This window comes from Nocardia sp. NPDC056100 (assembly GCF_042266325.1).
Lineage (GTDB): Bacteria > Actinomycetota > Actinomycetes > Mycobacteriales > Mycobacteriaceae > Nocardia.
The window spans coordinates 22,379-48,317 of the sequence record NZ_JBHJVY010000005.1; the positions used below are offsets into that span (position 1 = coordinate 22,379).

The following is a 25,939-nucleotide window of genomic DNA, read 5'->3' on the forward strand; positions in this document are numbered from 1 at the left end:
CTCAGCGGACTCACCGGCGTCGCGCCGCTGGTCGTGGCCATGGACGGCCCGTCCGGCACCGGTAAGTCGAGTGTGTCGCGCAAGCTGGCGACCCGGCTCGAGGCCCGGTATCTCGATACCGGTGCGATGTATCGGGTGGCGACGCTGCGCGTGCTGCGCAGCGGTGTCGATCTCGATGACGCCGATGCGATCGTGGCGGCGGTCAAGGAATTGCCGTTGACCATCGGCACCGATCCGAGTCGCGAGGTGATTCTGCTCGACGGTGAGGATGTGTCGGCGGAGATCCGCGGCAATGCGGTGACCAAGGCCGTTTCCGCGGTGTCGGCGGTGTCCGAGGTGCGCGATCAGCTGGTGGCGCTGCAGCGGGAGATCGCTGCCGCCGCGGGCCGAATCGTGGTGGAGGGCCGTGATATCGGCACCGTCGTGCTGACCGACGCCGATGTGAAGATCTATTTGACCGCGTCCGCCGAGGCCCGTGCCTCGCGCCGCAATGTGCAGAACATCGCGGAGGGTCGCGGTGATGATTTCGAGGCGGTGCTGGCCGATGTGCAGCGCCGCGACAATCTCGATTCCACCCGCAAGGTGTCGCCGCTGCGTCCGGCCGAGGACGCGGTGCTGGTCGACACCAGCGAGCTGAATATGGACGAGGTTATCGACGAGCTGTACCGCGTTGTCGGACAGCAGATTTCGGCAGGAGGCGCGCAGTGACGCAGGACACCTTCGCCGGTGATGGCATCTGGTCGGATGAAGCCGATTGGGATATCGCCGAATTCGAGGGCGAGCAGGACGCCGAGCATGTGCCCATGCCGACGCTGGCCATCGTCGGCCGGCCGAACGTGGGTAAATCCACGCTGGTGAACCGTATTCTGGGTCGCCGCGAAGCGGTGGTCGAGGATGTCCCGGGCGTTACCCGCGACCGTATCTCGTACGAGGCCACCTGGGCCGGACGCCGTTTCCTGGTGCAGGACACCGGCGGCTGGGAGCCCGACGCCAAGGGTCTGCAGCAGTCGGTGGCCCGGCAGGCCGAGGTCGCCATGCAGACCGCGGACGCCATCGTGGTCGTGGTGGATGCCGTGGTCGGCGCGACCGCGACCGATGAAGCGGTGGCAAAGGTGTTGCGCCGCTCCAAGACCCCGGTGATCCTGGTCGCCAACAAGGTCGACAATCAGAAGCTCGAGGCCGACGCCGCCGCGCTGTGGTCGCTGGGTCTCGGTGAGCCCAAACTGGTTTCGGCCGCGCACGGTCGCGGTACCGGTGATCTGCTGGACGATATTCTGGCGGTGCTGCCCGAAACCCCGCGTGAGGGCAGCGGTTTGCAGGGCGGCCCGCGTCGTGTGGCGCTGGTCGGCAAGCCGAACGTCGGCAAATCCTCGCTGATCAACAAGCTTTCGGGCGTGGAGCGCTCGGTGGTGCACGATGTCGCGGGCACCACCGTCGACCCGGTCGATTCGCTGGTCGAATTGGGCGGTAAGCCTTGGCGTTTCGTCGATACCGCGGGTTTGCGCCGTAAGGTCGCCAATGCCAGCGGCACCGAGTTCTACGCCGCGCTGCGCACCCGTTCGGCGATCGAGTCCGCCGAGGTGGCGGTCATGTTGATCGATGCCTCGCAGCCGGTCACCGAACAGGATCTGCGGGTGATCTCCATGGTGGCCGAAACCGGTCGCGCACTGGTGATCGCCTACAACAAGTGGGATCTGGTCGATGAGGATCGCCGCGAGCAGCTCGAGCGGGAGATCGACCGCGAGATGGTGCAGGTGCGCTGGGCGCAGCGGGTGAATATCTCCGCGCATACCGGTCGCGCGGTGCAGAAGCTGGTTCCGGCGATGGAGACCGCGCTGGAATCGTGGGATAAGCGCATTTCCACCGGCCGCCTGAACAATTGGCTGAAGGAGGTCGTGGCCGCGACCCCGCCGCCGATGCGTGGCGGGCGTTTGCCGCGCGTCATGTTCGCGACCCAGGCGTCCACCCGGCCGCCGACGTTCGTGCTCTTCACCACGGGCTTCCTCGAGGCCGGTTACCGCCGGTTCCTCGAGCGCAAACTGCGTGAGGAGTTCGGCTTCGACGGTTCGCCGGTGCAGGTGAACGTGCGCGTGCGCGAGAAGCGCGAGCGCAAGAAGTAATTCGCGAGCGATAGTTCGCCCCGACAGGCCCCCGGTTACCGACCGGGGGCCTGTCGTATGCCGAGGCGTTGGGCGTTGGGGTCGATGCGCCCGCCCACGTCGCGTACCCGGTGTACGGTTCCAGGGAATCTGTAGCTGCCGAGGGGACCGGGCGATGCGTGCGGGTGAGATTTTCGCGGGATACCAGGTCGAACGGCTGCTGGGCAGCGGCGGTATGGGTTCGGTGTATCTGGCCCGGCATCCGCGCCTGCCGCGCCTGGTCGCGCTGAAGGTGCTGAGCCCGGAGTTCGCGGGAGACGCCGAGATTCGCGCCCGATTCGAGCGCGAGGCGGAATTGATCGCCCGGCTCGATCATCCGAATATCGTGTCGGTGTCCGATCGCGGGGTCGAGAACGGGCGACTGTGGATCGCCATGCAGTTCATCGACGGCTCCGACGCGGCCGCACTGCAACCGCCGGAGTTGCCGCCGCCGCATGCCATTCGCATTGTGGGGGAGACCGCCAAAGCCCTGGATTACGCGCATACCGTCGGCGTGCTGCATCGAGATGTGAAGCCCGCCAACATCATGCTGGCCCGCCCCACCCTCGGCCATGAGGAACGGGTACTGCTCACCGATTTCGGCATCGGCCGCCTGCGCGATGACACCGCGCACCTGACCCGCACCGGAACCCTCACCGCCACACTGGCTTACGCCTCACCCGAACAGTTGTCGGGTATGCCCCTGGATCAGCGTTCGGATCAGTATTCGCTGGCGTGCAGCCTGTACTGGCTGCTCTCGGGCGCCACGCCCTTCCAATCCGGCACGGCCGCGGCGGTGGTGGCGGGTCATCTGCATTTCCAGCCCCCGCCGATCAGTTCCCGCCGCGGTGGTCTGCCCGCCGAACTCGATGCGGTCTTCGGCCGCGCGCTGGCCAAGAATCCGGTCGAACGCTTCGACACCTGCCGCGATTTCGCCGCCGCCGCGACCCGCGCCCTCACCGGTGTGCCACCGACCATGGTGTCCGCGCCGAGATTCGAAACCACCGCGCCCCCAACGATTATCGCGACGAATCCTGTCGCGACGCCGCCAACGACGATCGACCCGAATCCGGTCACCCCGGCTCCGAGCGCCTCGCCTCCGCGCCGAGGTAGATGGATCGCGATCGGCGCGACGGCTGTCGTGGTACTACTCGCGGTGACCTTCGGAATAATTTGGGCGACAAGGGATTCCAAGTCGGGGGACAAAGGATCGTCCAATTCTTCGGCGGGTGCGGCCATTCCGGCCGGGGGCGGGGAGATGACGATCACCCCGGGCGGCGGTATCCAACCCCTGATGCGAGTGGACGGGGACGGCAATCCGGCCGGCGCCGTTGACACTCCCTTGGACCCCGCCGGAGACGGTGGCGCGACCTGTCCGCCGACCAGCATCGCCATGGCCGGTGCGCTCACCGGCCCGAATGCCGCGCTGGGCCGCAATGTGCTCGGCGGCGTACGCCTGGCAGTCGATCAGTTCACCCGCAAGAATCCGGGCTGCGCGATCACGGTGAAGGAGTTCGACACCACCGGAGATCCGCAAACCGCAGCCCAACTCGCGCCGAAGATCACCGCCGATTCCTCGATCGCGGCGTTGATCGGCCCGGCCTTCTCCGGTGAGACCAAGGCGACCGGCGCGATCTTCAGCGCCGCCGGTCTCCCGTTCCTCACCCCGTCCGCCACCAATTCCCAACTCTCCCAGAATGGTTGGCGCACCTTCTTCCGCGGCCTCGCCGATGACGACTTCTCGGGCATCACCATGGGCCGCTATCTCGCGGGTACCGCCGGTCATCACGGTGTCTGCGTGGTCTGGGACACCGGCGACTACGGCGTGAGCCTTGGCAAAGCCGTCACCACCGGCCTCGGCGCGGCCGCCGACACCAACTGCTCGTTCGCCCTGGACCCGCACGGGGATTTCAACGCCGCCGTATCGAAGATCGCCACCGCGGGCCCCGACGCCATCTTCTACGCGGGCTACTACACCGAATCCGCCACCCTCCTCCCGCTGCTCCACACCGCGGGCATCACCATCCCCTTCTACTCCGGCGACGGCAGCAACGACCCCGCCTTCGTAGAGCGCGCGGGCACAGTGGCAACCGGAGCCACCCTCTCCTGCCCCTGTGCCGCCGCCCCCACCGATTTCGCCACCGCCTACCGCACCCTCACCGGTTCGCCCCCGGGCACCTACTCCGCCGAGGCGTACGACCTCACCGCAATAGTCCTGCACGGCATAGCCTCCGGCCACGTCACCCACCCCGACCTACTCACCTACCTCACCGCCTACTCCGGCGAGGGCATAGCCCAAACCTACGGCTGGACCTCCACCGGCGACCCCGCCAACCCCCGCCTCTGGCTCTACCGAGTCGGTTGAGAGATCAGCGTTTTCGGTTCGGGTAGGTGTCGATGTAGACCTCGTAGCCGTCCAGTAGGCGGTCCAGGGCGAAGCCGAAATCGCCTTCGTCCCAGTGCATATCGTCATCCTCGAAGGCGTTGTTGGTGACGGCGCTGGTGACGGCGGGGTAGCGGGCGGGGTCCAGGACGGCGGCGAGGATGGTGCTGTAATCCTTGTCGTCCTCGACGTGGCGCATGGTGTCGCGCAGGAATCGGGTGCGGCCGATGACGAAGAAGGACAGGTTCGTCACCAGTTGCAGCCGTTGGGGTTCGGGGATGGGCAGTGCGGAGACCGCGGCCATACCGGTTTCGAGCCAGTCCATATTGTTCGGGCCCAGCGGGGGACCGGTCATGGGGATATCCATCCACCATTCCCGATTGCGGATGGCGTGGAATTCGGCCCAGGCCCAGGCTTGCAGGTTGGCGCGCCAGCCCGCGTCGGCGGGCAGTGTGGGCGGCGGTCCGATTATGCGGTCGTGCAGGATCTCGATCAGGGTGTCCTTGCTGTCCACGTACCGGTAGAGGGACATGGGTGTGAAGCCGAGCTCCTTGGCGATGCGGCCCATCGAGATGGCGGCATAGCCCTCGGCATCGCCGATGGCGACGGCCGCGTCGAGGATCTGGTCCAGGCTCAGACCGCGTTTGGGGCCGCGGGTGCCCGGATCATCCAGGTTCCACAGCAGTTTGACCGATTTGGGCAGGACGCCTTCGTCGTGCCGATCCATTCGACCCTCCTGTTCTCACGCTCCCGTACATCTTGCGCCATCCAGGAAACTGTGTAGCCTATAAACAGAGTGTAGACCATACACAGTTTTCGATTCGGGGGTTCCCCATGACAGTCACTGACCGGCCCGCCATCGAGGTGTCCGGGCTGACCAAATCCTTCGGCGACCATCAGGTGCTGCGCGGCATCAATCTGAATGTGCCCGCCGGAACGGTCTTCTCGCTACTCGGCCCGAACGGCGCGGGTAAGACCACCGTGGTCCGGCTACTGGTCACCCTGGGCCGTCCCGATGCGGGGCGCATGCTGGTGGGCGGGCACGATCCGGTCCGGGAGGCCGATGCCGTACGCGGCATCATCGGTGTCACCGGCCAGAATTCGGCGGTCGATCCGTTGCTGACGGGGGAGGAGAACCTGCGCCTGGTCGGTAAGCTGCTGCACCTCGGCGCGGCGGAAACCGCCAGGCGCACAACGCGATTGCTGAAACAGTTCGATCTGGTGGAGGCGGCGCGCAAGCGCACCGGTTCCTACTCCGGCGGTATGGTGCGCCGCCTGGATCTGGCCATGAGTCTGATGGGGGATCCGCGCATCGTCTTCCTCGACGAGCCAACGACCGGTTTGGATCCGCGCAGCCGCCGCGAATTATGGTCCGTCATCCGGGGTTTGGTGAACGACGGCGTGACGATCTTCCTGACCACGCAGTATCTGGAGGAGGCCGATCAACTGGCCGATCGCATCGCCGTCCTCGATGACGGCCGCATCGTCGCCGAGGGCACCTCGGGTGAGTTGAAGAAGCTGGCCCCCGGCGGTCACGTCCGGCTGACCTTCGCCGACGCACAAGGCTTGGCGGCCGCCGCTCGCGCGGTGGGATCGGCGGAGGCCGATATGGAGCAGTTGGTGCTGTCGGTGCCCTCGGACGGCAGTGTCGGCGATATACGAAGGCTGCTGGAACATTTCGACGATCACGACCTGTCCATCGGCCAATTATCCATTCACACACCGGATCTCGACGATGTCTTCTTCGCGCTGACCGGTAACACCTCGAAAGGCGTTCGGTCATGAGCACTCTGGTTCGCGCGGCCCAGGATTCGGGCACCATGGTCGGCCGCAGTTTCCGGCATACGCTGCGCAGTCCCGACACCCTGCTGATGACCATCATCATCCCGCTGGTGATTCTGCTGATGTTCGTCTACGTCTTCGGCGGCGCGCTGAATGTGGGCGGGGCGTATATCGACTACGTGGTTCCCGGAATCATTCTGCTGTGCTCGGGTTTCGGTGCGGGCGGTACGGCGGTGGCGGTCTCCACCGATATGCAGAGCGGCATCATCGATCGTTTTCGCACCATGGCGATTTCGCGGTCGTCGGTGCTCACCGGCCACGTGGCGGAAAGCGTGTTGCGCAATATGATCACCACCGGTCTGGTGATTCTGGTGGCGGTGGCGCTCGGTTTCCGGCCGACCGCGGATCCCATTCGCTGGCTCGGTGTGATCGCGATGCTGGCGCTGTTCATTCTCGCGCTGTCCTGGCTGGCGGCCGCGCTGGGTCTGCTCGCGCCGAATCCGGAGGCGGCCAACGGTTTCACCTTCAGCTTCATGTTCCTGCCCTACGTGAGTAGCGCTTTCGTGCCGGTGCATACGCTGCCCGGCTGGTTGCGGGGCTTCGCCGAACATCAGCCCATCACCCCGATCACCGAAACGGTGCGCGGTCTGCTGATGGGCACGCCGATCGGCCACAGCCCGGTGACTGCGCTGATCTGGTGTGCCGCAATAGGTTTGGTCGGCTATCTGGCGGCGGGCACGCTGTACCGCCGGCGCGGCCTGAACTGATCATGACCACCGCTGGGGTCCGGGAGCGCTCGGACCCAGCAATATTCGTCTACCCGGATATGCGCATCCAACTATGTGTTCCCGGCCTGTCATCTTATGTCGGCATTCCCGCTGACACGCGAATCATGCTGCGGATGTTGGGTTTCGCACACTTCCTAACAAGCAATTGCTTGGCTTGCTAACCTCGGAAGGGCAGGAGGACGGTGACGGGCATCGGTCGCAACGCAGCGGCACGCGCACTGCCAATCCGGACCGCGCTGGACGCGGCCGTCAGGACTATCAATGGGGATGTTGTCCGGGGGCAATACATTTCGGCTCGACGTCGAGAATTCGAAAACGTCGGCGTGTGTCGTTACGTGCCGCCCGTCATCGGTAACGCGATACGACAGGACATTCCATGAACAACACACCGGTACTTCCGAACCCGAACCACCCACTGCTTCCCCTGGCTCGGGTCTATACGAATTACTTCACGCCGCAGGTGACGGGCGTGGAGAACCTACCGGCGGCGGGGCCGGCACTGGTGATCGGCAATCACTCGTCCATCTATTGGGCGCCCGAGGTGTGGATCACCTTCATGGCGGCGATGGATCGCCGCCCGAATGAGCCCACCTACGGTGTGGCGCACGAAATCCTTTTGCGCGCACCGGGTCTCGGTGACAGCCTGCGCGATTTCGGGGTCATCCCTGCTTCGCAGGAGGCGGCCACGGCGGGCCTCAAGGACGGCGGCGCGGTCATGGTCTACCCGGGCGGCGACTGGGAGGCGTGCCGTCCGTGGACCGATCGCGGCAAGGTCGATTTCGCCGGGCGCAAGGGCTTCATCCGGCTCGCGCTCAAAATGGGCGTGCCGGTGATTCCGGCGGTCGCCAACGGCGGCCACGATTCCATCTTCATCGTGAGTCGCGGTGAGCGCACCGCCCGCGTGCTCGGACTCGATAAACTGGTGCGCGCCAAGGTATTTCCGTACACCGTCGGCCTGCCGTTCGGCATCGCGCCGATTCTGCCGCAGATTCCGCTGCCTTCGCACGTGGATGTGAGCTTCCTGCCCGCCCTGGACTGGTCCACCCAGCCCGGCGATCCGGAGGACACCGAACTGGTGGATCGCATCTACGAGCAGACCGTCGGAACCATGCAGACCGAACTGGATCGCCTGCGCGCGGCGACCCCGAACCCGGTGGCGACCGGTCTGAAGAATCACGTGGCCGCGCTGCCCGGTCCGCTCTCGGGTCTGGCGAATCTGCTGTAACAGGTCGCGGCGTGCGCGCCGGGCTCGCATCATGAATTGTGGTTAACTCTCGGCTATTGCATGGTGGGCGGCTGTCCGTCCGCTGATCCGATATGTGTGGCGGTCACCCATTGCGGGCCCGCCACACGGACCGGGAGGCTGGAAGACATGGCGCGCCTGATTCATTCGGTCGGACCGGCGCTGGCGGCGGTGGCCGCCCTCGCCGTGATTGCCGTGGTGCCACCCCTGCTGGACGCGGCGGTGCCCGATCGGGAGACCGCGGTCGCGGCGGGGACCGAGATCACGCTGACCGCGAGCGGTATCGGCGCCGTGCACGGCGCCGACGATCCCTCGAACGGGGTGCGGTTCGCGGTCCCGGAGGCCATGCGCCGCATCGCCACCGGCTCCGAATCCTCCGCGATCCTCGATTCCGATATCGGGGAGCAGCGATTGGGCGTCTCGGTGGTGGACGGCATCACCGATTTCGATACCGCCGCACCGCGACTGCTGCTGCCGCTGCGCGCGTCGGGCCATCAGGTGCATTTCGACGGCGATGCCATCGAGGCGGGCTCGTTCCACGGCCGGATGTGTGTGCTGCCCGATACGGCGGGCGGTGTCTGCGCCGTCGCCAATTCCGGCGATATCGCGGTGACCATCACCGTCACGGGTCCGACCCGGGAGGCGGGCCGGGCCATGATTCTCGCGGTGCTCGCGTCGAGCAAAGCGGTCGAGGTATGACCGGGCCGGGCTGGTTCCAGCCGCGGTCGGCGCTGTTCTGGGTCTACTGCGTGGTGGTCGCGGCCGGACCGCTGGTGTTCCTGGTGCAGGCCGCGGGGATGGTGTGGTTCGGCGGTGCGCAGGCGCTGGCCGCGCTACCTGTGACCGCGCTGACGCTGGTGTTCTTCGGCTGGGTGTTGTTCGAGCTGGACCCTTTTCGCGCGCGGCGGCGCTTGGTCGCGCCGATTCTGATGGGTTTCATCTGGGGTGCGACGGTGTGGCCGGGTGTGGCGCTGTGGGCGAATGACCATGTGACACAGCTGGTCGCCAAGCTCGGGGGCGATGAGTTCGCGAACAACTGGCAGGCGGCGATCGCCGCGCCCATCGATGAGGAGTTCATCAAGGCGATCGGCATCGCGATCGTCGCGGTGCTGTTCCGGGCGCGACTGCGACGGCCCATGGACGGTCTGCTGATCGGCGGTTTCGTCGGATTGGGCGCGCAGATCTCCGAGGATTGCCTGTACAGCGTGCAGACCGCGCTGGGCGCACCGCAGGATCCGATCGCGGATGTGCTGATCGTGGCGGTCCTGCGGCTGATCACCGCGTTCACCTCGCACTGGGCGATGTCGGCGCTGGTGGGTGTGGGCATCGTGGTGCTGTTGCTGCGCACCGATCGCTCATGGGGCTGGCGGATCGGCTTCTTCGCGCTGTTCTACGCCATGGCGGTGACCATGCATTTCGTCTTCGACGCGCCGCGCCCGAGCGGTCCGGGCGTGCTGACGCTCTTCTTCCCGGTGATCGTCGATCTGCTCATCTTCGGCCTGGCGTATCGCTGGGTGCTGGGTACCGAGCGAAAATGGTTGCGCGCCACCATCGCCCAGCCGTCGGCGCGCACGCTGGGCACCGAACAGCAGTTGGCTTCGCTGCTCACCCGGCGCAGTCGCCGCCGTGCCCGGGCGGGCCTGCGGGCCGCGACCCGAATGGATCGGCGGCAGGCTCGGCGATACGAACGCGCGCTGATCGATCGGGTCGAGGCGCTGTCCGGTGGTGTGCCGCCGGAGCCGAGTTGGAACTATCAGCAAACGGCGTGGAGGTAGCCGCATCATGCGCCGCCGAAGGATTTCGACCCATCGGGAGCGTGCCGGTTACCTGCGACTCAGCCGCCGAGCGCTAGCTTGTTTGTTATGAGTGAGGGCAGATCGCTTCCGGAAGCATCCGGTTTCGAGCGGGCGCATGAGCTGCTGGACCGGAGACAGCAAGCACTGTGCAACTATTTGGCGGCCAGCGGTGATGTCGCGGGCAGCCGGATTCGAGCCAATCTCACCGGGTGGCGGCGCTGGTTGCACCGGCTGCCCGGTTCCACCATCGCCAATGCCACCGGCCGCCGCGATGTGCTGCTGCGCGAACTGGCCCAGCACGGTGTCGGCGCGGACGACAGACGCTGGGGCGTGCTGTCCGGCGGCTATATTCGCAGCCGCGGCAGTTCGTTCGGCCTGGAGTTCACCCTGGCCGATCTGATCACCGAATACGAGACCACCGATCCGCACTGGACCCGGCAATTGCGCGTGCTGGCCGCGCTGGCCGAACAGACCCGCCCGCTGGCGGCACTGGGCGATCGGGTGGCCGTGGCCGATCTGACCGAGCAGCTGGTCGCGCTGACCCGCACCGCGCCCGATGAGGCCGCGCGCGGACGGCTCGCGGATCATCTGCCCGGCGTGCTGCGCCCGCTGCCCGCCGATATCGAATCCCTGCGCCGCAGTGACGATCTCGTCGATGTGGTCTTCGATGTGTACGCCGACACCATCAAACTCGACAACATCACCGTCAATCCGGAGTTACGCGGAACCGGACTGGGAACCGCTGTGCTGCAACAACTCTGCCGGGCCGCGGATGCCCATCACCTGACCATCGTCGGTCAGCTGGTGCCCACCTACCGCGATGACGATTCGGCCGTCCCGATGCTGGCCGCCTGGTGCCGCAAGCACGGCTTCGCCGTCAACGAGCGCCTGGGCGGCCGCATTTCCCGCACACCGGCCAGCGTTTCCTCCTGACGGACCCCAACGCGCTCGGCCCCCGGATATCCCGTCCTCGGCCATGCTGAAACTGTTCCGCCGCTACGCGGGCACGTTGCACGCGGCCACGCCTGGATCGAGAGCCGAGCCGAGCGGGTGTGAGCGAGGTGCGTCATCACGGCATGCCCTCGCCGATGCGTCGTCGTTTGATGCGGCGGCCGTGGGTTTCGTCGGGGTGGCGCTCGGGTTCCGGGGCGCGGCGGTCGACGGCACGGCGTTCGCGGGCCACCGCCTCCTCGAGCAGTTGCAGCATGGGCACCGCGCTGAGCGCGTCCCGGGTGGCGGCGTGGTCGACATCGCTGCGCGTGAGCAGTCCCGCGGCGATGAGCCCCTCGACCGGGTTGGCGTCGTAGGCGCGGGCCAGTTCGATCACCGTGTCCGCCACCGGCGGATCCGATTCCTCCAGATGCCGCTTGATGCGCGGCCCATTGCTGTCCAAGCGTTCCGCGATGGCCCGGGTGCTCGCCCCGCGCGTAATGGTCCGCTTCCAAGCGTCGAACGCCTGGCTCATCGTCGCATCCTCGGGTCGGTGGTGCTGTCGGCTGCGCCGAAGGCTACGCGACGAATCGTGAATATTCCAAGACCGCAGCGAAAATGTTGCACCGGTGGTGGGAACGGCGAAAGCGGGGTGGGGTGTGGGATGGGCACATACGCTCGGGTGGGTGAAGACACTGCTGCAGATTGTCGCCGGTCACTTGCCTCCTACTGTCGCCGCGCGGGTGCGGGTGGCCGCGGCGGATCCGCGGTTGGACGGGGCGCAGATCGAGGATGTGGTGGCGCCGCTGGCACAGTTGAGCGAGGGTCAGGTGCGCGAGGTGTGGCAGGCGCTGGCCGATCAGTCGGACGAATCCCTGCCGCAGCAGCTACAGGACGATCTGGTTGCGCTGCACAAGGATCCGTCACCGGTCGCGCTGATGGCGGTGGTGCGCGATCTGCTGACCGCCATCGCGGCGCGCTGATATCAGGTTCGGTTCCGAAGGCGGTCCAGCACTTCGGGATGGGTGGTGAGATAGCGGTCGAAGGCGATGGGCGGATGACCGGTGATCGCCTCCACGGTGCTCGAGACCGTCGCGAGCTCACCGGTGGCGATGGCCTGATAGGAGGTCACCCATCCCGCGACCATCCAGTCCGGCGCACCGTATTTCGATCGGCTCTCGTACGCCTCGGGAATCGATTCGGGCTTGTAGGTGATCTCGCGGTCGGTGTGCTTGCTCAGAATGGCCGCGACCTCATCCAGATTCAGCGCCTCGGGCCCGGTGACATCGCGTATCTCGTTGGGCAGCAACTGATCATCGAGCAGCACCGCGGTGGCCACATCGGCGATGTCCTCGTGCGCCACCGCCGCGACCCGGCCGTCACCGGCGGGTCCGCGGATCACCCCGGTCTCGGGATCGGCGAGCGCGGGCAGATGGATCTGATAGTTGTTGTCCCGCAATACCGTGAACGCCAGTTCGGTCTGGCGGATCTGCTGTTCGGTGTACCAGTGATCGCGCGCGAAGGTGAAGGTGGCCTCGGGCGCGGCGCCCTGGAACGAGATGTAGACGATGCGCCGCACCCCGGCCGCGACCGCGGCCTCGATGGCGGTGGTGTGCTCAGCCACGCGCAGATCGCTCTCCATGGCCGAGACCAGCAGCAGGGTTTCCACCCCGCTGGCCGCCAGCTCGAATTTGGGACCGTCGCCGTAGGGGGCGAAGCGCACCTCGGCATCGGGGATGGGCAGCTGTTTCCCGGGTTTGCGGGCGATCAGGCGCAGATCCGCGCCCGCCGCGGCCAGGCGCTGGGCGACGAGGGTGCCGAGCTTGCCGGTCGCTCCGGTGACTCCGATTTTCGTCACGGTCGTACCTTTCGGTGCGAGGAAGTGAATCTCGGATCGTGCCTTTGTGGCAGCCTACGCCCCGCGCGGGCCTGTCGGAGTGTTCGACTACGGTCGACGGCACTGGTTGCCGAGCAGAGGTGAGGATCTTCGATGCCGCGGGATTTGGCCGATCTGTCGTTCGCGCGTTTTCTGCAGGAGCGCGATGAGATCACCATGGAGGGCGAATACGATTGCGCCCTCTTCGAGGGAATGCGGCTCGAGGATGCCGAGGTGCGCGGCGCTCAGCTCACCGAATGCGCCATCACCGGCGGTTCGATCACCGGTGGTTCGTTGCGGCACACCAGGTTCAACGATGTGTGGATTCAGGGCACCCAGTGGACCCGCGCCGATCTGTCCGAAACCTCGTGGATGGATGCGGAATTGGTGATGAACGCCTGGTCGGGGGTGGAGGCGTTCGGCGCGCGACTGCGCCGGGTCAAGTTCTACAACTGCAAATTCGATTCGGTGAATCTGCGCGGCGCGCACCTGACCGAGGTGTCGTTCACCGATTGCGTACTGCGCCATGTGGATATCAGCGAGGCGAAGCTGACCTCGGTCACCTTTCCGGGCACCGAGATCGAGTCGCTGTCCATGCGCAAGGCCACCCTGTCCAAGGTGGATCTGCGCACGGCGCGTTCGATCGGCGTCTACGAGGGCGTGGAGTCCCTGCGCGGGGCCACGATCACCAGTCTGCAGCTGATGGATCTGGCCCCGATCTTCGCGCACACCATAGGAATCAACGTCTCGGACCGGTGAGCTACACCCCGTAGCCGCCGTCGATATCGAGCTTCTGCCCGCTGATGAAATCGGCGCGATCCGAGGCCAGGAAGCACACCGCTTCGGCGATGTCCTCGGCATTTCCGAAGCGGCGCAGGGGAATATTGCCCCGGGTGATCTCCAGCGCCTGCTCGTCGAGTTCGCCCGAGCTGATCAGCCGTTCCGCCATACCGTCGGTGGTCATGCCCGGTCCGACGCAATTGGCGCGAATCCCGAACCTGCCCTCTTCGGCGGCGATGCCCCGGACCAGTGCCTCCACAGCGGCTTTCGGGCCGCTGGACAGCCCATCCCGGATGGGGAAGCGCGCGGTGGCGGCGGTGCTGATGGCGACGATATTGCCCTGGGTCCGGCGCAGGTGCGGTATCGCGGCGTGCACGGCGTTGAAGAAGCCGCTCGCGTCGTCGATGAGCTGAGATCGGAAGTCGGCCGGGGAGATTCGGCTCAGATGCCGCATCGGGATATGCGGTCCGGCGGCGTAGACCAGGGTGTGGATCCCGCCGAATTCCTCCGCGACCTGCGCGGTGACCTCGGCGGCGCGTTCGGCGTCGGTGAGATCGAGTCGCCAGGATCGGGCCCGCCGCTCCTGCTCCTTGGCAATGGTGAACAGCGGATCGAGCTTGCCCGCCGAGCGGAAGTAGGTCAGCCCCACATGACTGCCGCGCTCGATGAGCATGCGCGCCACCGCGAGTCCGAGCCCGCCGCTGGCGCCCAATACGAGTGCGGCGCCGGGCCGATGACCGAAGTCGTCCATGCACTTCCTTCGACTGTGAACAGGGCGATACCACCTCATTCGTAGTCCACGGAGGCAAAACAAGCAAGTGCTTGGTTGTTAGGCGGCGGTGATCAGCCGGTTCGATACAGCTCGGCGGCAATGCGCCGGAACGACTCGATCAGCGGATTCGTATCGGCCCGGGGCCAGGCCACCACCAGGTGACTCGGCATCGCGTCATCGATCGGCACCGCGCGCAATCCCCGCGGCAGCGCGTGCACCAGCGGTGCGAGCCCGATGGACCCGTTCCAAAGCACGGCCTGCATGCACTCGTGCACGGTGCGCACCACCGGACCATCGGCGTGTCCCAGGTCGGGTTGCGTCCAGTACGCCTGCCACACCGGATCGGTGCCCTCGGGCAACCGGAACCACTGCCGGTCCGCGAGCTCGCGAAGGTCGATCCGGTCCCGCCCGGCGAGTGGATCGTCCTCGCGCACGATCACCCCGATCGGATCCGAGCGCAAGGGATGCACCGCGATCCCGGTGTGCTCGAACGGAGTTCGGGTGAGCGCCAGATCGGTCAGCCCGGCCCGCAGCCCCGCCGTCGGATCGGTGAAGTCGAACTCGCGCACGCGCACCCGGATATCGGGATGTACGCGCCGGAACTCCGAGACCAGATCCGCGCCCACCTGTTCGGCGCTGTCACCGAGCGTGCCCAGGGTGAGCGTGGCCGAGGCGGCGATCGCGCGCACCTTCGCACGGGCCTGTTCGGCCTGCGCCAGCAGTGCGCGTGCCTCGTCGTAGAGCGCCGCACCGGCGGCGGTCAGCGTGACACCGGCGGGGGAGCGCAGTAGCAGCACGCTGCCGAGTTCGGTTTCCAGCTGCCGGATGGCACGGCTGAGCGGGGGCTGGGACATGTGCAGGCGGGCGGCGGCCCGGCCGAAATGCAGTTCCTCGGCGACCGCCACGAAATAGCGCAGCGTGCGTAAGTCCATCAGCGGCAACGATACCCGCGGGGTATCGGGCGGCCGGAAAGGGTGTTGGACGGTGCGCGGCCGCACGACTGGACTGAGGGGGAGTCGAGGACAGGAGTGTGCAATGACCGCAGCGGTGACACCCGAACATCCGATCCCGGATCCGGCGGTGAACCTCGCGCAGGCTCGCGAGGTCGCCCGCGATCTGGTGGTGATCGAGAATCACGGCGTGCAATTGGTGCCCAATATCGGGGTGATCGGCGGGCGCGAAGCGGTGCTGGTGATCGATACGGGTATGGGGCAGAGTAATGCGCAGGCGGTGCTGGAGTTCGCGGCCGACTACGCGGCCGGACGCCGATTGTATTTGACCACAACGCATTTCCACCCCGAGCACGCTTTCGGTGCCGAGGTGTTCGCGGGCGAGGCGACCTATCTGATCAATCGGGCGCAGGCCCTGGATCTGGAACGCAAGGGCGCGGCATATCTCGAAATGTTCCGGGGCCTGGGCGATTCGGTGGCGCGACGACTCGAGGATGTGCGGCTCATCGCACCGGATCGGATCTACGAGAGCGAACACGAACTGGATCTGGGCGGGCGCCGGGTGCGCATGCGCGCCACCGGTCGCGGGCACAGTCTCGGCGATCAGGTGGTCGAAATTCCGGACGCCGACGTGCTTTTCACCGGTGATCTGGTGGAGGCGGGCCAGTTCGCCATCTTCCCGTGGTTCCCGCCGTACGACACCGATGTCTCGGGTATCGGCTGGCTCGCGGTCATGGAACGGCTCATCGCCGAGCGGCCGGGCACGGTGGTCCCCGGACACGGTGCGATCGGCGGTCCGGAACTACTCGCCGATGTCCGCGACTATCTGCGACTGCTGCGTGAGGAGACCTGGATTCGCCGCGACAGCGCCGTGAGCGAGGCGACGATCATCGCCGAGGTGCGCGCGATAATGCTTGCGCGGCACCCGGATTGGGCCGGACGCGAATGGATCGAGAACGGTATCGGCTGTCTGTGCGCCGAACACGCGCACGCCGGTCACTGATCCTTGGGTTTGGGGCGGGCACGCAGGTGTGCGCGTTCGCCCTGTTTGCCGAACAGGCTGAGGAATTCGACCGGATTGCCGTCTGCGGAACCGAACCAGTGCGGTTCGCGGGTATCGAATTCGGCCGCCTCACCGGGTGACATGACGAAATCGTGGTTGCCGAGCACCACGCGCAGGCGGCCGTTGAGGATGTACATCCATTCGTAGCCCTCATGCGTGCGCGGATCCGGTTCCTGCCGGCTGCCGCCCGGAATCACCAGCTTGTACGCCTGGATACCGCCCGCGCGCCGGGTGAGCGGCACCATGGTCATCCCGTTCATGCTGACCGGCCGCAGATGGATGCGCGGATCGCCGGTGGCGGGCGCGTCCACCAGTTCGTCCAGGGTCACCCCGTGCGCCTTGGCCAGCGGCAGCAGCAGTTCCAGGGTGGGCCGGCGCGCACCGGATTCCAGCCGGGACAGCGTGCTCACCGAGATTCCGGTGCTCGCGGACAGTTCCGCCAGGGTGGTGTCGCGTTTGCGGCGCAGTTCCCGCAGGCGCGGGCCGACCGCGTCCAGGGCCTGATCGAGTTCGGAGTCCATCCCCCGATTTTGCCGTATCGGCAACATTAGTTGCCAGGATTGTGGGTGTTCTCGCATTGTCGAAGCAGACGAACGAGGAGGTCAGGATGACGGATCAACTGGCGAACGGTTATGACGCGGTGGTGATCGGCGGCGGCGCGGCCGGGTTGAACGGTGCGCTCATGCTCGCGCGGGCCCGGCGCTCGGTACTGGTGATCGATGCGGGCGCACCGCGCAATGCCCCCGCCGAGGGAGTGCACGGGCTGCTGGCCCGCGAGGGCATCTCCCCGGCCGAATTGGTCGAACGCGGTCGCGAGGAAGTCCGCGGCTACGGCGGGCACATCATCTCGGGCACCGTGGTCGCCGCCACCCGCGACGGCGCGGACGGGACCGATGCGGTGGCCGATGCCGAAACCCTCGGCTTCACGGTCGAATTGGCCGACAGCCGGACCGTGCGCGCCCGGCGACTGCTGGTGACCACCGGCCTGGTCGACGAGCTGCCCGATATCCCGGGCTTGCGAGAACAGTGGGGCCACAATGTGATCCACTGCCCCTACTGCCACGGCTGGGAGGTTCGGGACCGCGCCATCGGCATCCTGGGCAGCGGACCCATGTCGGTGCATCAGGCGCTGCTGTTCCGGCAGTGGAGCCCGGACATCACCTACTTCGCGCATCACATGCCCCCCACCGACGAACAGGCCGAACAGCTTGCGGCACGAGGTATTCCGGTGGTGACCGGTGAGGTGGCGGCACTGGAAACCGCCGACGGGAACGTCGTCGGCGTGCGGCTGGTGGACGGCACCGTCGTCCCCCGTACGGCCGTGACGGTGGCCTCGCGCATGGTCGCCCGCGCGAGTTTCCTTGCGCCCCTGGGCCTGAAGGCCGTCGACCACCCCTCGGGTATGGGGGAGCATGTGCCCGCCGTCGATCCCACCGGCCGTACCGAGGTGCCCGGCGTCTGGGTCGCGGGCAATGTCACCGATATGTCCGCCCAGGTGGGAGCCTCCGCCGCCGCGGGCGCCATGGCGGGCGCGATGATCAACGCCGATCTGGTGACCGAGGAGACCGATGCGGCGGTGGCGGCCTACCGCGCTCGCGCCTGATCCAGTTCACCGACGAAGGCGTCGATACGCGCGAAGGTCGCCCCGGGCTGTTCGAGCTGCGGCAGATGCCCTGCCTCGCTGATGATTTCGAGGTGGGCATCGCCGAAGGCCGCGGCATAGGCGGCCCCGTACGCGGGCGTGACGATCCGATCGCTCGCGCCCCACAGCAGCAGGGCGGGAATCCGCACCGCCGCGAGCCGGTCGAACAGGCTCGGATCGTGCATGTAGGGCTCGCCCGCGAGATGCCGCAGCGCGACCATATTCCCCTGTCGCACAGCGATTTGCGCGGCGGGCACGGTGGCGGGGTCCTGATAGAACCGATCCGGATCGTGATAGGAGTATTCGGCGATCTGACGCGCGTCGAGGGCGAAGAAATCCGGAATCGGTTCCGCGTCAACCCATATCCCGGTGGCGTCGATGAGAATCAGCCCGCCGATCAGGCCCGCGTCGTCCTGGGCGGCCATCTCGGCGGCGATCCAGCCGCCGATGGAGGAGCCGACCACGAGCACATCGCGCAACCCGCGCTCGGCGAGGTCGCGCAGGTAGGCGGCGGCGAGATCGGCGATGGTGTCGATCTCCGCCGGTCGCGGGGTGCCGTTCCAGCCGGGATGGGTGGGTGTGAGCACCCGCCGGGTACGCCCCAGATGTTCGGTGAGGGTCGCCACGCTGAATGGCCCCGCACCGCCGTGCAGTACGAGAGTGGCTGGGCCGCTGCCGATTTCGTCCATGGATGTCATCCCCATTCACTGACTAAACATGTTGATATAAACAACCTTAGTCACCTGATATGGTTCTGTCCATGCCTGATCTGCAAGCCCTGGGGCGGGCGATCAAACAAGCCCAGTACCGCCACCACCGCGCCCTTGACACCGCCCTCACGGAGGTGGGCAGCACGCTCGCCCAATGGGATGCCCTGCGCGCCATCGACCGCACGCCCGGCTCCACCGCGCGGGCACTGGCGGAGCAGACTTTTCAGAGCGAACAGTCGTTCGGCACCCTGGCCACTCGCCTGCTGGCCCGCGATTTGATCGAGCGTGCGCCCGGTCGCGGGCGAGCCATCGAGCATCGGCTGACCCCGGAGGGCGAACGCACGCTCGCCGCCGCCAACCGCGTCGCCGACGCTGTACTGGCCGAATCCTTCGCCGCGCTGTCCGCCGCCGAACGCGCCACCCTGCGCGGACTGCTCGAACGCGTGGGAACGCACTGACGAGTGGCTCACATCGGCGCTGACGAGCGGCTCGCATCGGCGCTGGCCGGGCGGTTCACGTCAGTCGGCCAGGGCGTCCTCGCGGAGCTGGGTCAGCGTCCTGGTGAGAATGCGCGAGACGTGCATCTGCGAGATGCCGAGGCAATCGGCGATCTGCTTCTGCGTCTTGCATTCGAGATAGCGCATGGTCAGGATGTCGCGCTCACGGTCGCCGAGTTCGATCAGGTGCGGGCGCACCGCCATGCGCTGTTCGATGAGTTCGTAATCGGGATCCTCGCCGCCGAGGGTTTCGGCGGGCGGAATGGGGGAGTTCTCGCCGTCATCGCTGGTGTACGCGTCCAGCGAGGAGGTCTGATAGGCGTTGGCGGCGACCAGTGCCTGGGTGACCTCGAGCAGGTCGACGCCGAGTTCGGCGGCGATCTCGCGGGCCTTGGGCATCCGGCCCAGGCGCTGCGCGAGGCGCTCCACCGCGCCGCCGATCTGGAGCTGAATCTCCTTGGTGCGGCGCGGAACTCGTACCGACCAGGTGTAGTCGCGGAAATGCCGGCGCACCTCGCCCATGATGGTGGGGATGGCGAAGGACAGGAAGGTCGAACCGCGCGAGACGTCATAGCGAGCGACGGCCTGCACCAACCCCACCCGTGCCACCTGTTGCAGATCGTCGAATCCCTCACCGCGCCCGGCGAATCGGCGCGCGATATGGTCGGCGAGTGGCAGGCAGCGTTGAATGATGCGCTCGCGCAACGCTTCTCGCTTGGGGTCGTGATCCTCTACGGCGATGGCGAGCTCTTCGAAAGCCGCCTCGATATTGTCGTAGCTGTTCTCGCTCATCGGTTGCACTCCGACTTCCGCCGATTCGCTCGTGACCTCTCGCTGAGGGAGGTCGGCTGCGTCGCGTCGCGGATGCCGCGGCGGAAAAATCGGCTGTCGCACTGGTGCGGCCGCAGGGACTGCGGGCCGCGCCGGGATCGGCTGTGTTATCAACCTTCCCTGCGGGTACCCAGCGCGCTCGTTGTCAAACCGAGATTCCGATAACACGCTATCCACCGGGGGGTTTATCGAGCCCGATCCGGGTATCGCCGGAATAACGGCGACCCGGAAGGAACCCCTCACATGTTGATGCGACGACTTGCCCGCCCGCTCCTGGCCACGGCCTTCATTGCCGACGGATTGGACACCCTCGCCAATCCGCAGCAGCGCGCCAAGGCCGCCACGGTGCGGGTGCAACAGGCGCAGCGCGCATTACCCGAGCGCTACGCGGACCGGCTGCCCGAACCCGAGCGCGCGGTGCGCATCAATGCCATGGTGCAGGTGGGCGGTGGCGTGCTGCTGGCCTTCGGGCGGGTGCCCCGGCTGGCCGCGGCGGTGCTCGCGGCCACCGTGATTCCCGCGACGCTCACCGAACAGGATTTCTGGGCCGAGAACGATCCGGCTTTGCGATCGGCCAAGCGGGTGGGATTCCTGAAGGATGTGAGCCTGCTCGGCGGTCTGCTCATCGCCTCGGGCGATGTCGGCGGGCGCGGTACCCCCGGATGGAAGAAGCTGGCCGGACGTGCAGCCGCCGGAACGGCGGGTCTGGCCGATGCGGCACAGACGCACGGCGCGCAGCTCGCCGAGCGCGCACAGGAATCCGGTGCGCATCTGGCCGAGCGTGCCCAGGTACAGGGCTCGCACCTGGCCGAATTCGCCAAGGATCACGGCCCGCAGTTGGCCGAGACGGCCCGCGAGCGCGCCGCGGAGCTCTCCGAGTTCGCCAGGGATCGCGGCGCGGAAATCGCCGACGTGATGAAGGATCGCGGCGCGGTGCTCTCGGACGTGGTCAAGGATCGGGGCGCGGTGCTCTCGGACGTGGTCAAGGATCGAGGGTCGGTGCTGTCGGAGGTGGTCAAGGATCGCGGTGCGGCGCTGGCCGAGGTGGTCAAGGATCGGGGCGCGGATCTGGGCGAGGTGGTCAAGGATCGCGGTGCCGAACTGGCCGAGCGGGTGCGTGAGCGCGGCGAGGAGCTGCCCGCGCGCAAGTCGTTCACATCTCGTTGGCGCGCTTGATATTTCCCATCGCGACGGCGTGCGCACCGGCGTCGAAGGCGCGGATGCGGGCGGTCTCATCACAGGCGCGCCAGGTGAAACCCCACTGCATGGGCGGGGTTTCGATGATCGGTACGAACGCGATATCGGGTCGCCGATAGAACCGATCCACCTGCGCGCCGCAGATGAACGCGCCCTCACCCGCGCCGATACTGGCGAGCACCTCCTGAAAGGTGTGCGTGACGCGGCCGCGCGGAATGGGCCTGCCGGAAGGGGTTTCGCCGGGAATGTGGTCCTCGATCCACGAGCGCGGCACGGTATCGGGCACGTCCAGCAGCGTCACCGTCGCGAGATCCTCCGGTTCGATCTTGTCCCGGCTCGCCAGCGGATGCGTCACGGATACGGCGAGCACGCGCGGTTCGGTGATCAGCACCGGACCGTGCACCAGGCCCGGATCCTCGATGGGCCTGCTCACCAGCACCATGTCGAAACCGCTGCTGAACCAGCGCAATCCGTCGGTGAGCTGGGCGTCGCGGATATTCAGCTCGGTTTCGGGGTGGTCGGCGCGAAAGCTCGCGGCGGTGGCGTGACAGAGCTGTCCGGCGGCCGCGCCGATGAATCCCACGGTGAGCGTGCCCGCGAAACCCCGGCCCGCGCCGATGGCCCGCCGGATGGCCTGCTGGATCTGTTCGTGTCCGGGCCGCAGATCGCTGAGTAGTTGCTCGCCTATGCGGGTGAGGGCGACCCGCCGGGTGGTGCGCCGGAACAGTTGTGCGCCCACCCGGCGCTCGAGCTGTCCGATGGTCTGGCTGACCCGGCTGGGGGAGACGTGTAGCTGTTCGGCGGCGCGCCCGAAATGCAGGTGTTCCGCGACCGCGAGGAATCCCTCGATTTCGTAGAGCTCCATGGTCCTTCGCTCGTTTCCTGAGTGGCACTACGTAAGCGTTGAGCGAACGGTCGTTGTTCCCGAGCCTGGAAGTGGGCCATTCTTCGAGGTGGATATCCGTTCGCGCCGAGGGAAGGGCCGCCTTGACCACCGCCATCCAGAACGAACTCCGCACACTGCTGGCTCGTGCCCGTCAGCTCGATGGTGAACTCGTCGAGGGCGCGACCCCGCTGGCCGATTCGGTGATCCGCCCGCTGGCCGCCGCGGTCGGTGAAACAGACTCCGCCGCAGGCGAACCCGAGTCGGGTGAACCGGAATCGCGACTCTGGGAGCTGGCCAAGGACGCCACCCGCCTGCGCGCGGGCAACGATCAGCCCGAATTGCTGGAGGCGGTGGCCGCGCTCCAGCATCTGGCGTGCGTATTCGCTTCGGACGAACAGGTTTTGACCGCGCGTATCGCCGAACTCACTGAGATTCAGGGTGTTTCGCCGACGCATATCGATGTGTCCCCGGACGGTCCGTACCTGGTCACGAACCCGGAACAGCTCACCAACTGGCTCGGCGAACCCGTGCGCACCTTCCCGCAGATGGCGCTGTGCCGTTGCGGCGCTTCGGAAATGAAGCCGCTGTGCGATGGCAGCCATGCCCGGATCGGGTTCAGCGGCGCGAAGGATCCCGAGCGCGTGCCGGATCGGCTCGACACCTATCCCGGGGTCGGGATGACCATCACCGACAATCGCGGTATCTGCGCGCATTCGGGTTTCTGCACCGACCGGGTGCCCACCGCCTTCCGCGCCACCGAGGAGCCCTTCGTGGCCCCAAGCGGCGCTCGCGCCGATGAGCTCACCGCGGCGGTGCGCGCCTGCCCGTCCGGTGCGCTGGGCAGTCCGCAAGTGGTGCTCCCGCACCGGGATCCGGCCATCGAGGTGTCCAAGGACGGTCCGTACCGGATCACCGGCGGCGTACCGCTCGATGGCGATGACGCCCGCGAGCACTACAGCCTGTGCCGATGCGGTCAGTCCCGCAACAAGCCGTTCTGCAGCGGTATGCACTACTACGTCGAATTCCGCGATCCGCCGCTGTCGGAGGAGCCCTCGCTCTACGAGTGGGCGGGCGGGCTGCCCGCGCTCACCCGAATGACCAAGATCTTCTACGGCAAATACGTGGCGCAGGACGATCTGCTGGCCCCGCTGTTCGCCCGCATGTCCCCCGACCATCCGGAGCGAGTGGCCGCCTGGCTGACCGAAACCTTCGGCGGGCCACAGCTTTACACCGAGCATTACGGCGGTTACGACCATATGGTCGCCGAGCATGCTGGTAAGGCGCTGACCGAACAGTGGCGCGCCCGCTGGGCCCAGCTCATCTCGCGGGCCGCCGATGACGCGGGCCTGCCGCGCGATCCGGAGTTCCGCGCCGCCTTCGCCGCCTATGTCGAATGGGGTTCGCGCATCGCGGTGGAGAACTCCCAGCCGGGTGCGAATCCGCCGCCGCATATGCCGGTGCCGCGCTGGTGGTGGGTCTGCAATGCGACTCCGGGATCACGTATTTCGGCGCTCGCGCCCAAGGCCGAGCAGTCGGCCGTGCTGCCGTCGGCCGGTGAGCCGATCGGATTCGCCGAGCACATCAAACCGCTGTTCCGCGAGATGGATCGCAAATCCATGAGCTGGGTGTTCGATCTGTGGTCGCACGATGACGTGACCCAACACGCCGACGGCATTCTCACCCGCCTGCGGCAGGGGTCGATGCCGTGCGACGGTGCCTGGCCCGCGGAGCACGTGGACGCCTTCGAGGCATGGATCAAGGACGGCTGTCCGGCCTGAGTTCCCTTGTGATTCACGCGGATTGGTCGACCAGCCGGTCGGCCAATCCGTTCGTGTATCCGGGGTCGAGCGGCCCCATGCCGAACAGGGTCCGGACATAGATCGGGGCCAGTATGTGGTCCACGATGTCCATCGGATCCGGTGCCCGCTCACCCCTGGCGGTCGCCCGGTCCACCATGGTGCGCAATTGTTCGAAACGCGCCATGAGGAACTGATTTCGGGCCTGCTGACCGGTTTCCCCGGCATTGGTCAGCGCCATCGCCAGCCGCAGCACCCCGAGCCCGCCCGGACCGGACACATCCGAGGCGACCTTCGCCGCGAAACCGCGCAGGTCCGTGGTCAGGCTGCCGGTATCGGGAATCGGTGAATGCTCGGTGAGCCAGCCGATGGCCGCGTCCGCGCTGAGTGCCTCCAGCGTGCCCCAGCGGCGATAGATGCTGGTATCGGCCACTCCGGCGCGTGCCGCCACCTCGCCGACCGTGAAATTGCCGTAGCCGCGTTCGGCGGCGAGTTCGGTCACCGCCTGGTGGACGGCGGTGCGCACCCGGGCGCTGCGCCCGCCGGGCCGCCGGGTTTTCTCCGATTCCATGACCACACTCTAACGCAGTTGGGGGTTGCGTTTAGTTCGGCATGCTTCTACGGTTGTTCTTAACGCCGCTATCAACTGCTTTAGGAGCGATCATGCAACCGGTTTTCTTCCCCGAGGACACTCAGTTCTGGTACGAGACGCTGCGCACCCTCGGCCACATCACCTACGGCGGCGCCGATTTCGGCGAGGCCGTCGCGACCACCCATCGCATCAAGGCCGGCGACTACGACAGCTGGCATGACGAATGGCTGACCACCGCCGATCGGGTTGCGGCACAGGCGCGTTCCTCGCTGGCGGGCGGTCATCGGGTCAGTGCCCGGGACGCGTTCCTGCGCGCCTCGAACTACTACCGCAATGCCGAATTCTTCCTGCACGGCGATCCGGCCGATCCGCGCGTCACCCACGCCTACGACCTACAGGTCGAATGCTTCCGCGCGGCAGCGGAATTGGCGGTGACGCCGATCGAGCCGATCGACATCCCCTACGAGGGCACCACCCTGCCCGGCTACTTCTACCGCGTCGACGAGTCCGGCGCACCGCGCCCGACCGTGCTGATGTGCAACGGTTTCGACGGCTCCGCCGAGGAGATGTACTTCTCCGGTGCGGCTGCCGCCGTGGAACGCGGTTACAACGTGCTGGTCTACGACGGCCCGGGTCAGCCCGGCGCGGTGCATCGCCGCGGCCTGCACTTCCGCCCGGATTGGGAGAACGTGGTCGGCCCGGTCATCGATTACGCGCTGACCCGCCCCGAGGTCGATCCCGCCCGCCTGGCCCTGTTCGGCAACAGCATGGGCGGTGTGCTGACCCCGCGCGCCGCCGCCTTCGAACCCCGCGTCTCCGCCCTGATCACCGTGGACGGCGTCTACGACCTCGGTGATATCTCCACCGCGAACCTGCCCGGTGAGCGCGCCGAGGTCGAACGCCGCCTGCGCGCCGATTCGGATCCCGAATTCGATGCCATGCTCGACGCGGCCGTTCAGCACAGCCCGATGCTGCGCTGGGCCGTCGATCAGGGCAAGTTCACCTTCGGAATCGGCACCGCCCGCGAATTCTGCGCCGCCTACCTCGATTACCACGTGCGCGACGGCATCGCCGAGCGCATCACCTGCCCGACCCTGGTCTGTGACGGCGTGGACGACGGATTCTTCCAGGGCCAGCCCGAACTGCTGTACGACCACCTCACCTGCCCCAAGACCCTGGTGAAGTTCACCGAAGCCGAAGGCGCGGACGCGCATTGCCAATCCGGTGCGCAACGCCTGGCCTACGCCCGCGTCTACGACTGGCTCGACGACGTCTTCGCCTGATCCG

Annotated in this window: 27 protein-coding genes; 17 read left to right on the forward strand and 10 right to left on the reverse strand. The window is 67.0% G+C overall.

Going from position 1 to position 25,939, the window contains the following annotated elements:
* Window positions 1–39 precede the first annotated feature (39 nt).
* From cmk to ACFC0O_RS36765, 3 genes are all read left to right on the forward strand, one after another.
* Complete coding sequence (cmk, locus tag ACFC0O_RS36755; protein ID WP_375967137.1) at window positions 40–708, forward strand: (d)CMP kinase; 669 nt, start codon at window positions 40–42, stop codon at window positions 706–708.
* The gene (gene der / locus ACFC0O_RS36760; RefSeq protein ID WP_375966533.1) at window positions 705–2,120 is read left to right on the forward strand and encodes a ribosome biogenesis GTPase Der; all 1,416 of its coding nucleotides are present in this window, start codon (window positions 705–707) and stop codon (window positions 2,118–2,120) included. The genes cmk and der overlap by 4 nt, the downstream gene beginning before the upstream one ends.
* 154 nt (window positions 2,121–2,274) lie before the next feature.
* Window positions 2,275–4,503, forward strand: coding sequence for a bifunctional serine/threonine-protein kinase/ABC transporter substrate-binding protein (locus ACFC0O_RS36765; RefSeq protein ID WP_375966534.1), 2,229 nt, complete (start codon window positions 2,275–2,277; stop codon window positions 4,501–4,503).
* A gap of 4 nt (window positions 4,504–4,507) precedes the next feature.
* Here the strand turns inward: ACFC0O_RS36765 and ACFC0O_RS36770 are convergent, their stop codons facing one another.
* Window positions 4,508–5,248 (reverse strand): TetR/AcrR family transcriptional regulator, encoded by a 741-nt coding sequence (locus ACFC0O_RS36770; RefSeq protein ID WP_375966535.1) that lies wholly within the window; start codon window positions 5,246–5,248, stop codon window positions 4,508–4,510.
* 107 nt (window positions 5,249–5,355) lie between these two features.
* Here ACFC0O_RS36770 and ACFC0O_RS36775 point away from each other — a divergent pair, with 107 nt between their 5' ends.
* From ACFC0O_RS36775 to ACFC0O_RS36800, 6 genes are all read left to right on the forward strand, one after another.
* A complete protein-coding gene (locus ACFC0O_RS36775) occupies window positions 5,356–6,306 on the forward strand; it encodes an ABC transporter ATP-binding protein (RefSeq protein ID WP_375966536.1) in 951 nt (316 codons plus the stop codon).
* Complete coding sequence (locus ACFC0O_RS36780) at window positions 6,303–7,070, forward strand: ABC transporter permease (RefSeq protein ID WP_375966538.1); 768 nt, start codon at window positions 6,303–6,305, stop codon at window positions 7,068–7,070. The genes ACFC0O_RS36775 and ACFC0O_RS36780 overlap by 4 nt, the downstream gene beginning before the upstream one ends.
* Before the next feature lie 397 nt (window positions 7,071–7,467).
* The gene (locus ACFC0O_RS36785; protein ID WP_375966539.1) at window positions 7,468–8,316 is read left to right on the forward strand and encodes a lysophospholipid acyltransferase family protein; all 849 of its coding nucleotides are present in this window, start codon (window positions 7,468–7,470) and stop codon (window positions 8,314–8,316) included.
* Window positions 8,317–8,463: 147 nt separating this feature from the next.
* Window positions 8,464–9,033, forward strand: coding sequence for a hypothetical protein (locus ACFC0O_RS36790; protein WP_364632923.1), 570 nt, complete (start codon window positions 8,464–8,466; stop codon window positions 9,031–9,033).
* Complete coding sequence (locus ACFC0O_RS36795) at window positions 9,030–10,109, forward strand: PrsW family intramembrane metalloprotease (protein WP_375966542.1); 1,080 nt, start codon at window positions 9,030–9,032, stop codon at window positions 10,107–10,109. Before ACFC0O_RS36790 ends, ACFC0O_RS36795 begins: the two co-directional genes overlap by 4 nt.
* Before the next feature lie 87 nt (window positions 10,110–10,196).
* The gene (locus ACFC0O_RS36800) at window positions 10,197–11,063 is read left to right on the forward strand and encodes a GNAT family N-acetyltransferase (protein WP_364632927.1); all 867 of its coding nucleotides are present in this window, start codon (window positions 10,197–10,199) and stop codon (window positions 11,061–11,063) included.
* A 136-nt stretch (window positions 11,064–11,199) separates the two neighbouring features.
* Here ACFC0O_RS36800 and ACFC0O_RS36805 read toward each other — a convergent pair whose 3' ends face one another.
* Window positions 11,200–11,595: a hypothetical protein gene (locus ACFC0O_RS36805; RefSeq protein ID WP_375966543.1), complete on the reverse strand. Its 396-nt coding sequence runs from the start codon at window positions 11,593–11,595 to the stop codon at window positions 11,200–11,202.
* 151 nt (window positions 11,596–11,746) lie between these two features.
* Here ACFC0O_RS36805 and ACFC0O_RS36810 point away from each other — a divergent pair, with 151 nt between their 5' ends.
* Window positions 11,747–12,043 carry a hypothetical protein gene (locus tag ACFC0O_RS36810; RefSeq protein WP_375966544.1) on the forward strand — a complete coding sequence of 99 codons (297 nt, stop codon included), beginning with the start codon at window positions 11,747–11,749 and terminating at the stop codon, window positions 12,041–12,043.
* Window positions 12,044–12,045: 2 nt separating this feature from the next.
* Here ACFC0O_RS36810 and ACFC0O_RS36815 read toward each other — a convergent pair whose 3' ends face one another.
* On the reverse strand, window positions 12,046–12,918 hold the full coding sequence (locus ACFC0O_RS36815) for an SDR family oxidoreductase (protein ID WP_375966545.1): 873 nt from the start codon (window positions 12,916–12,918) through the stop codon (window positions 12,046–12,048).
* A gap of 132 nt (window positions 12,919–13,050) precedes the next feature.
* Between ACFC0O_RS36815 and ACFC0O_RS36820 the strand changes: the two genes are divergently transcribed.
* Window positions 13,051–13,695, forward strand: coding sequence for a pentapeptide repeat-containing protein (locus ACFC0O_RS36820; protein ID WP_375966546.1), 645 nt, complete (start codon window positions 13,051–13,053; stop codon window positions 13,693–13,695).
* Between the two features lies 1 nt (window position 13,696).
* Here ACFC0O_RS36820 and ACFC0O_RS36825 read toward each other — a convergent pair whose 3' ends face one another.
* A complete protein-coding gene (locus ACFC0O_RS36825) occupies window positions 13,697–14,467 on the reverse strand; it encodes an SDR family NAD(P)-dependent oxidoreductase (RefSeq protein ID WP_375966548.1) in 771 nt (256 codons plus the stop codon).
* 92 nt (window positions 14,468–14,559) lie between these two features.
* On the reverse strand, window positions 14,560–15,420 hold the full coding sequence (locus ACFC0O_RS36830; protein ID WP_375966549.1) for a LysR family transcriptional regulator: 861 nt from the start codon (window positions 15,418–15,420) through the stop codon (window positions 14,560–14,562).
* Window positions 15,421–15,523: 103 nt separating this feature from the next.
* On the opposite strand from ACFC0O_RS36830, the gene ACFC0O_RS36835 reads away from it, so the two are divergent.
* Window positions 15,524–16,441, forward strand: coding sequence for an MBL fold metallo-hydrolase (locus tag ACFC0O_RS36835; protein ID WP_375966550.1), 918 nt, complete (start codon window positions 15,524–15,526; stop codon window positions 16,439–16,441).
* Here ACFC0O_RS36835 and ACFC0O_RS36840 read toward each other — a convergent pair.
* Window positions 16,435–17,022 (reverse strand): XRE family transcriptional regulator, encoded by a 588-nt coding sequence (locus tag ACFC0O_RS36840; RefSeq protein ID WP_364632943.1) that lies wholly within the window; start codon window positions 17,020–17,022, stop codon window positions 16,435–16,437. The genes ACFC0O_RS36835 and ACFC0O_RS36840 overlap by 7 nt on opposite strands.
* A gap of 86 nt (window positions 17,023–17,108) precedes the next feature.
* Here ACFC0O_RS36840 and ACFC0O_RS36845 point away from each other — a divergent pair, with 86 nt between their 5' ends.
* Complete coding sequence (locus ACFC0O_RS36845) at window positions 17,109–18,104, forward strand: NAD(P)/FAD-dependent oxidoreductase (RefSeq protein WP_375966552.1); 996 nt, start codon at window positions 17,109–17,111, stop codon at window positions 18,102–18,104.
* On the opposite strand, the gene ACFC0O_RS36850 is transcribed toward ACFC0O_RS36845, so the two are convergent.
* Window positions 18,086–18,847, reverse strand: coding sequence for an alpha/beta fold hydrolase (locus tag ACFC0O_RS36850; protein ID WP_375966554.1), 762 nt, complete (start codon window positions 18,845–18,847; stop codon window positions 18,086–18,088). The genes ACFC0O_RS36845 and ACFC0O_RS36850 overlap by 19 nt on opposite strands.
* Before the next feature lie 56 nt (window positions 18,848–18,903).
* On the opposite strand from ACFC0O_RS36850, the gene ACFC0O_RS36855 reads away from it, so the two are divergent.
* Window positions 18,904–19,311 carry a MarR family winged helix-turn-helix transcriptional regulator gene (locus ACFC0O_RS36855; protein WP_375966556.1) on the forward strand — a complete coding sequence of 136 codons (408 nt, stop codon included), beginning with the start codon at window positions 18,904–18,906 and terminating at the stop codon, window positions 19,309–19,311.
* 60 nt (window positions 19,312–19,371) lie between these two features.
* Here the strand turns inward: ACFC0O_RS36855 and ACFC0O_RS36860 are convergent, their stop codons facing one another.
* Window positions 19,372–20,142 (reverse strand): RNA polymerase sigma factor SigF, encoded by a 771-nt coding sequence (locus tag ACFC0O_RS36860; protein ID WP_375966558.1) that lies wholly within the window; start codon window positions 20,140–20,142, stop codon window positions 19,372–19,374.
* 282 nt (window positions 20,143–20,424) lie between these two features.
* Here ACFC0O_RS36860 and ACFC0O_RS36865 point away from each other — a divergent pair, with 282 nt between their 5' ends.
* Window positions 20,425–21,357 (forward strand): DoxX family membrane protein, encoded by a 933-nt coding sequence (locus ACFC0O_RS36865; protein WP_375966560.1) that lies wholly within the window; start codon window positions 20,425–20,427, stop codon window positions 21,355–21,357.
* On the opposite strand, the gene ACFC0O_RS36870 is transcribed toward ACFC0O_RS36865, so the two are convergent.
* Window positions 21,335–22,243, reverse strand: a complete 909-nt coding sequence (locus tag ACFC0O_RS36870; protein ID WP_375966562.1) for a LysR family transcriptional regulator — start codon at window positions 22,241–22,243, stop codon at window positions 21,335–21,337. The two genes, ACFC0O_RS36865 and ACFC0O_RS36870, sit on opposite strands and share 23 nt — an antisense overlap.
* Window positions 22,244–22,365: 122 nt before the next feature.
* On the opposite strand from ACFC0O_RS36870, the gene ACFC0O_RS36875 reads away from it, so the two are divergent.
* Window positions 22,366–24,042 carry a CDGSH iron-sulfur domain-containing protein gene (locus tag ACFC0O_RS36875; RefSeq protein WP_375966563.1) on the forward strand — a complete coding sequence of 559 codons (1,677 nt, stop codon included), beginning with the start codon at window positions 22,366–22,368 and terminating at the stop codon, window positions 24,040–24,042.
* 13 nt (window positions 24,043–24,055) lie between these two features.
* On the opposite strand, the gene ACFC0O_RS36880 is transcribed toward ACFC0O_RS36875, so the two are convergent.
* A complete protein-coding gene (locus ACFC0O_RS36880; protein WP_375966565.1) occupies window positions 24,056–24,631 on the reverse strand; it encodes a TetR/AcrR family transcriptional regulator in 576 nt (191 codons plus the stop codon).
* A gap of 92 nt (window positions 24,632–24,723) precedes the next feature.
* On the opposite strand from ACFC0O_RS36880, the gene ACFC0O_RS36885 reads away from it, so the two are divergent.
* Window positions 24,724–25,935, forward strand: coding sequence for an alpha/beta hydrolase (locus ACFC0O_RS36885; protein WP_375966566.1), 1,212 nt, complete (start codon window positions 24,724–24,726; stop codon window positions 25,933–25,935).
* Window positions 25,936–25,939: the final 4 nt, after the last annotated feature.

Coding starts and splice junctions, on each gene's coding strand:
- ACFC0O_RS36840 (WP_364632943.1), bottom strand. CDS start 17,022: ATGGACTCCGAACTCGATCAGGCCCTGGACGCGGTCGGCCCGCGCCTG.
- ACFC0O_RS36865 (WP_375966560.1), top strand. CDS start 20,425: ATGTTGATGCGACGACTTGCCCGCCCGCTCCTGGCCACGGCCTTCATT.
- ACFC0O_RS36850 (WP_375966554.1), bottom strand. CDS start 18,847: ATGGGGATGACATCCATGGACGAAATCGGCAGCGGCCCAGCCACTCTC.
- ACFC0O_RS36790 (WP_364632923.1), top strand. CDS start 8,464: ATGGCGCGCCTGATTCATTCGGTCGGACCGGCGCTGGCGGCGGTGGCC.
- ACFC0O_RS36795 (WP_375966542.1), top strand. CDS start 9,030: ATGACCGGGCCGGGCTGGTTCCAGCCGCGGTCGGCGCTGTTCTGGGTC.
- ACFC0O_RS36785 (WP_375966539.1), top strand. CDS start 7,468: ATGAACAACACACCGGTACTTCCGAACCCGAACCACCCACTGCTTCCC.
- ACFC0O_RS36845 (WP_375966552.1), top strand. CDS start 17,109: ATGACGGATCAACTGGCGAACGGTTATGACGCGGTGGTGATCGGCGGC.
- ACFC0O_RS36885 (WP_375966566.1), top strand. CDS start 24,724: ATGCAACCGGTTTTCTTCCCCGAGGACACTCAGTTCTGGTACGAGACG.
- ACFC0O_RS36800 (WP_364632927.1), top strand. CDS start 10,197: ATGAGTGAGGGCAGATCGCTTCCGGAAGCATCCGGTTTCGAGCGGGCG.
- ACFC0O_RS36830 (WP_375966549.1), bottom strand. CDS start 15,420: ATGGACTTACGCACGCTGCGCTATTTCGTGGCGGTCGCCGAGGAACTG.
- ACFC0O_RS36880 (WP_375966565.1), bottom strand. CDS start 24,631: ATGGAATCGGAGAAAACCCGGCGGCCCGGCGGGCGCAGCGCCCGGGTG.
- ACFC0O_RS36770 (WP_375966535.1), bottom strand. CDS start 5,248: ATGGATCGGCACGACGAAGGCGTCCTGCCCAAATCGGTCAAACTGCTG.
- ACFC0O_RS36820 (WP_375966546.1), top strand. CDS start 13,051: ATGCCGCGGGATTTGGCCGATCTGTCGTTCGCGCGTTTTCTGCAGGAG.
- ACFC0O_RS36775 (WP_375966536.1), top strand. CDS start 5,356: ATGACAGTCACTGACCGGCCCGCCATCGAGGTGTCCGGGCTGACCAAA.
- ACFC0O_RS36805 (WP_375966543.1), bottom strand. CDS start 11,595: ATGAGCCAGGCGTTCGACGCTTGGAAGCGGACCATTACGCGCGGGGCG.
- ACFC0O_RS36765 (WP_375966534.1), top strand. CDS start 2,275: ATGCGTGCGGGTGAGATTTTCGCGGGATACCAGGTCGAACGGCTGCTG.
- ACFC0O_RS36855 (WP_375966556.1), top strand. CDS start 18,904: ATGCCTGATCTGCAAGCCCTGGGGCGGGCGATCAAACAAGCCCAGTAC.
- cmk (WP_375967137.1), top strand. CDS start 40: ATGGACGGCCCGTCCGGCACCGGTAAGTCGAGTGTGTCGCGCAAGCTG.
- ACFC0O_RS36835 (WP_375966550.1), top strand. CDS start 15,524: ATGACCGCAGCGGTGACACCCGAACATCCGATCCCGGATCCGGCGGTG.
- ACFC0O_RS36780 (WP_375966538.1), top strand. CDS start 6,303: ATGAGCACTCTGGTTCGCGCGGCCCAGGATTCGGGCACCATGGTCGGC.
- ACFC0O_RS36825 (WP_375966548.1), bottom strand. CDS start 14,467: ATGGACGACTTCGGTCATCGGCCCGGCGCCGCACTCGTATTGGGCGCC.
- ACFC0O_RS36870 (WP_375966562.1), bottom strand. CDS start 22,243: ATGGAGCTCTACGAAATCGAGGGATTCCTCGCGGTCGCGGAACACCTG.
- ACFC0O_RS36860 (WP_375966558.1), bottom strand. CDS start 20,142: ATGAGCGAGAACAGCTACGACAATATCGAGGCGGCTTTCGAAGAGCTC.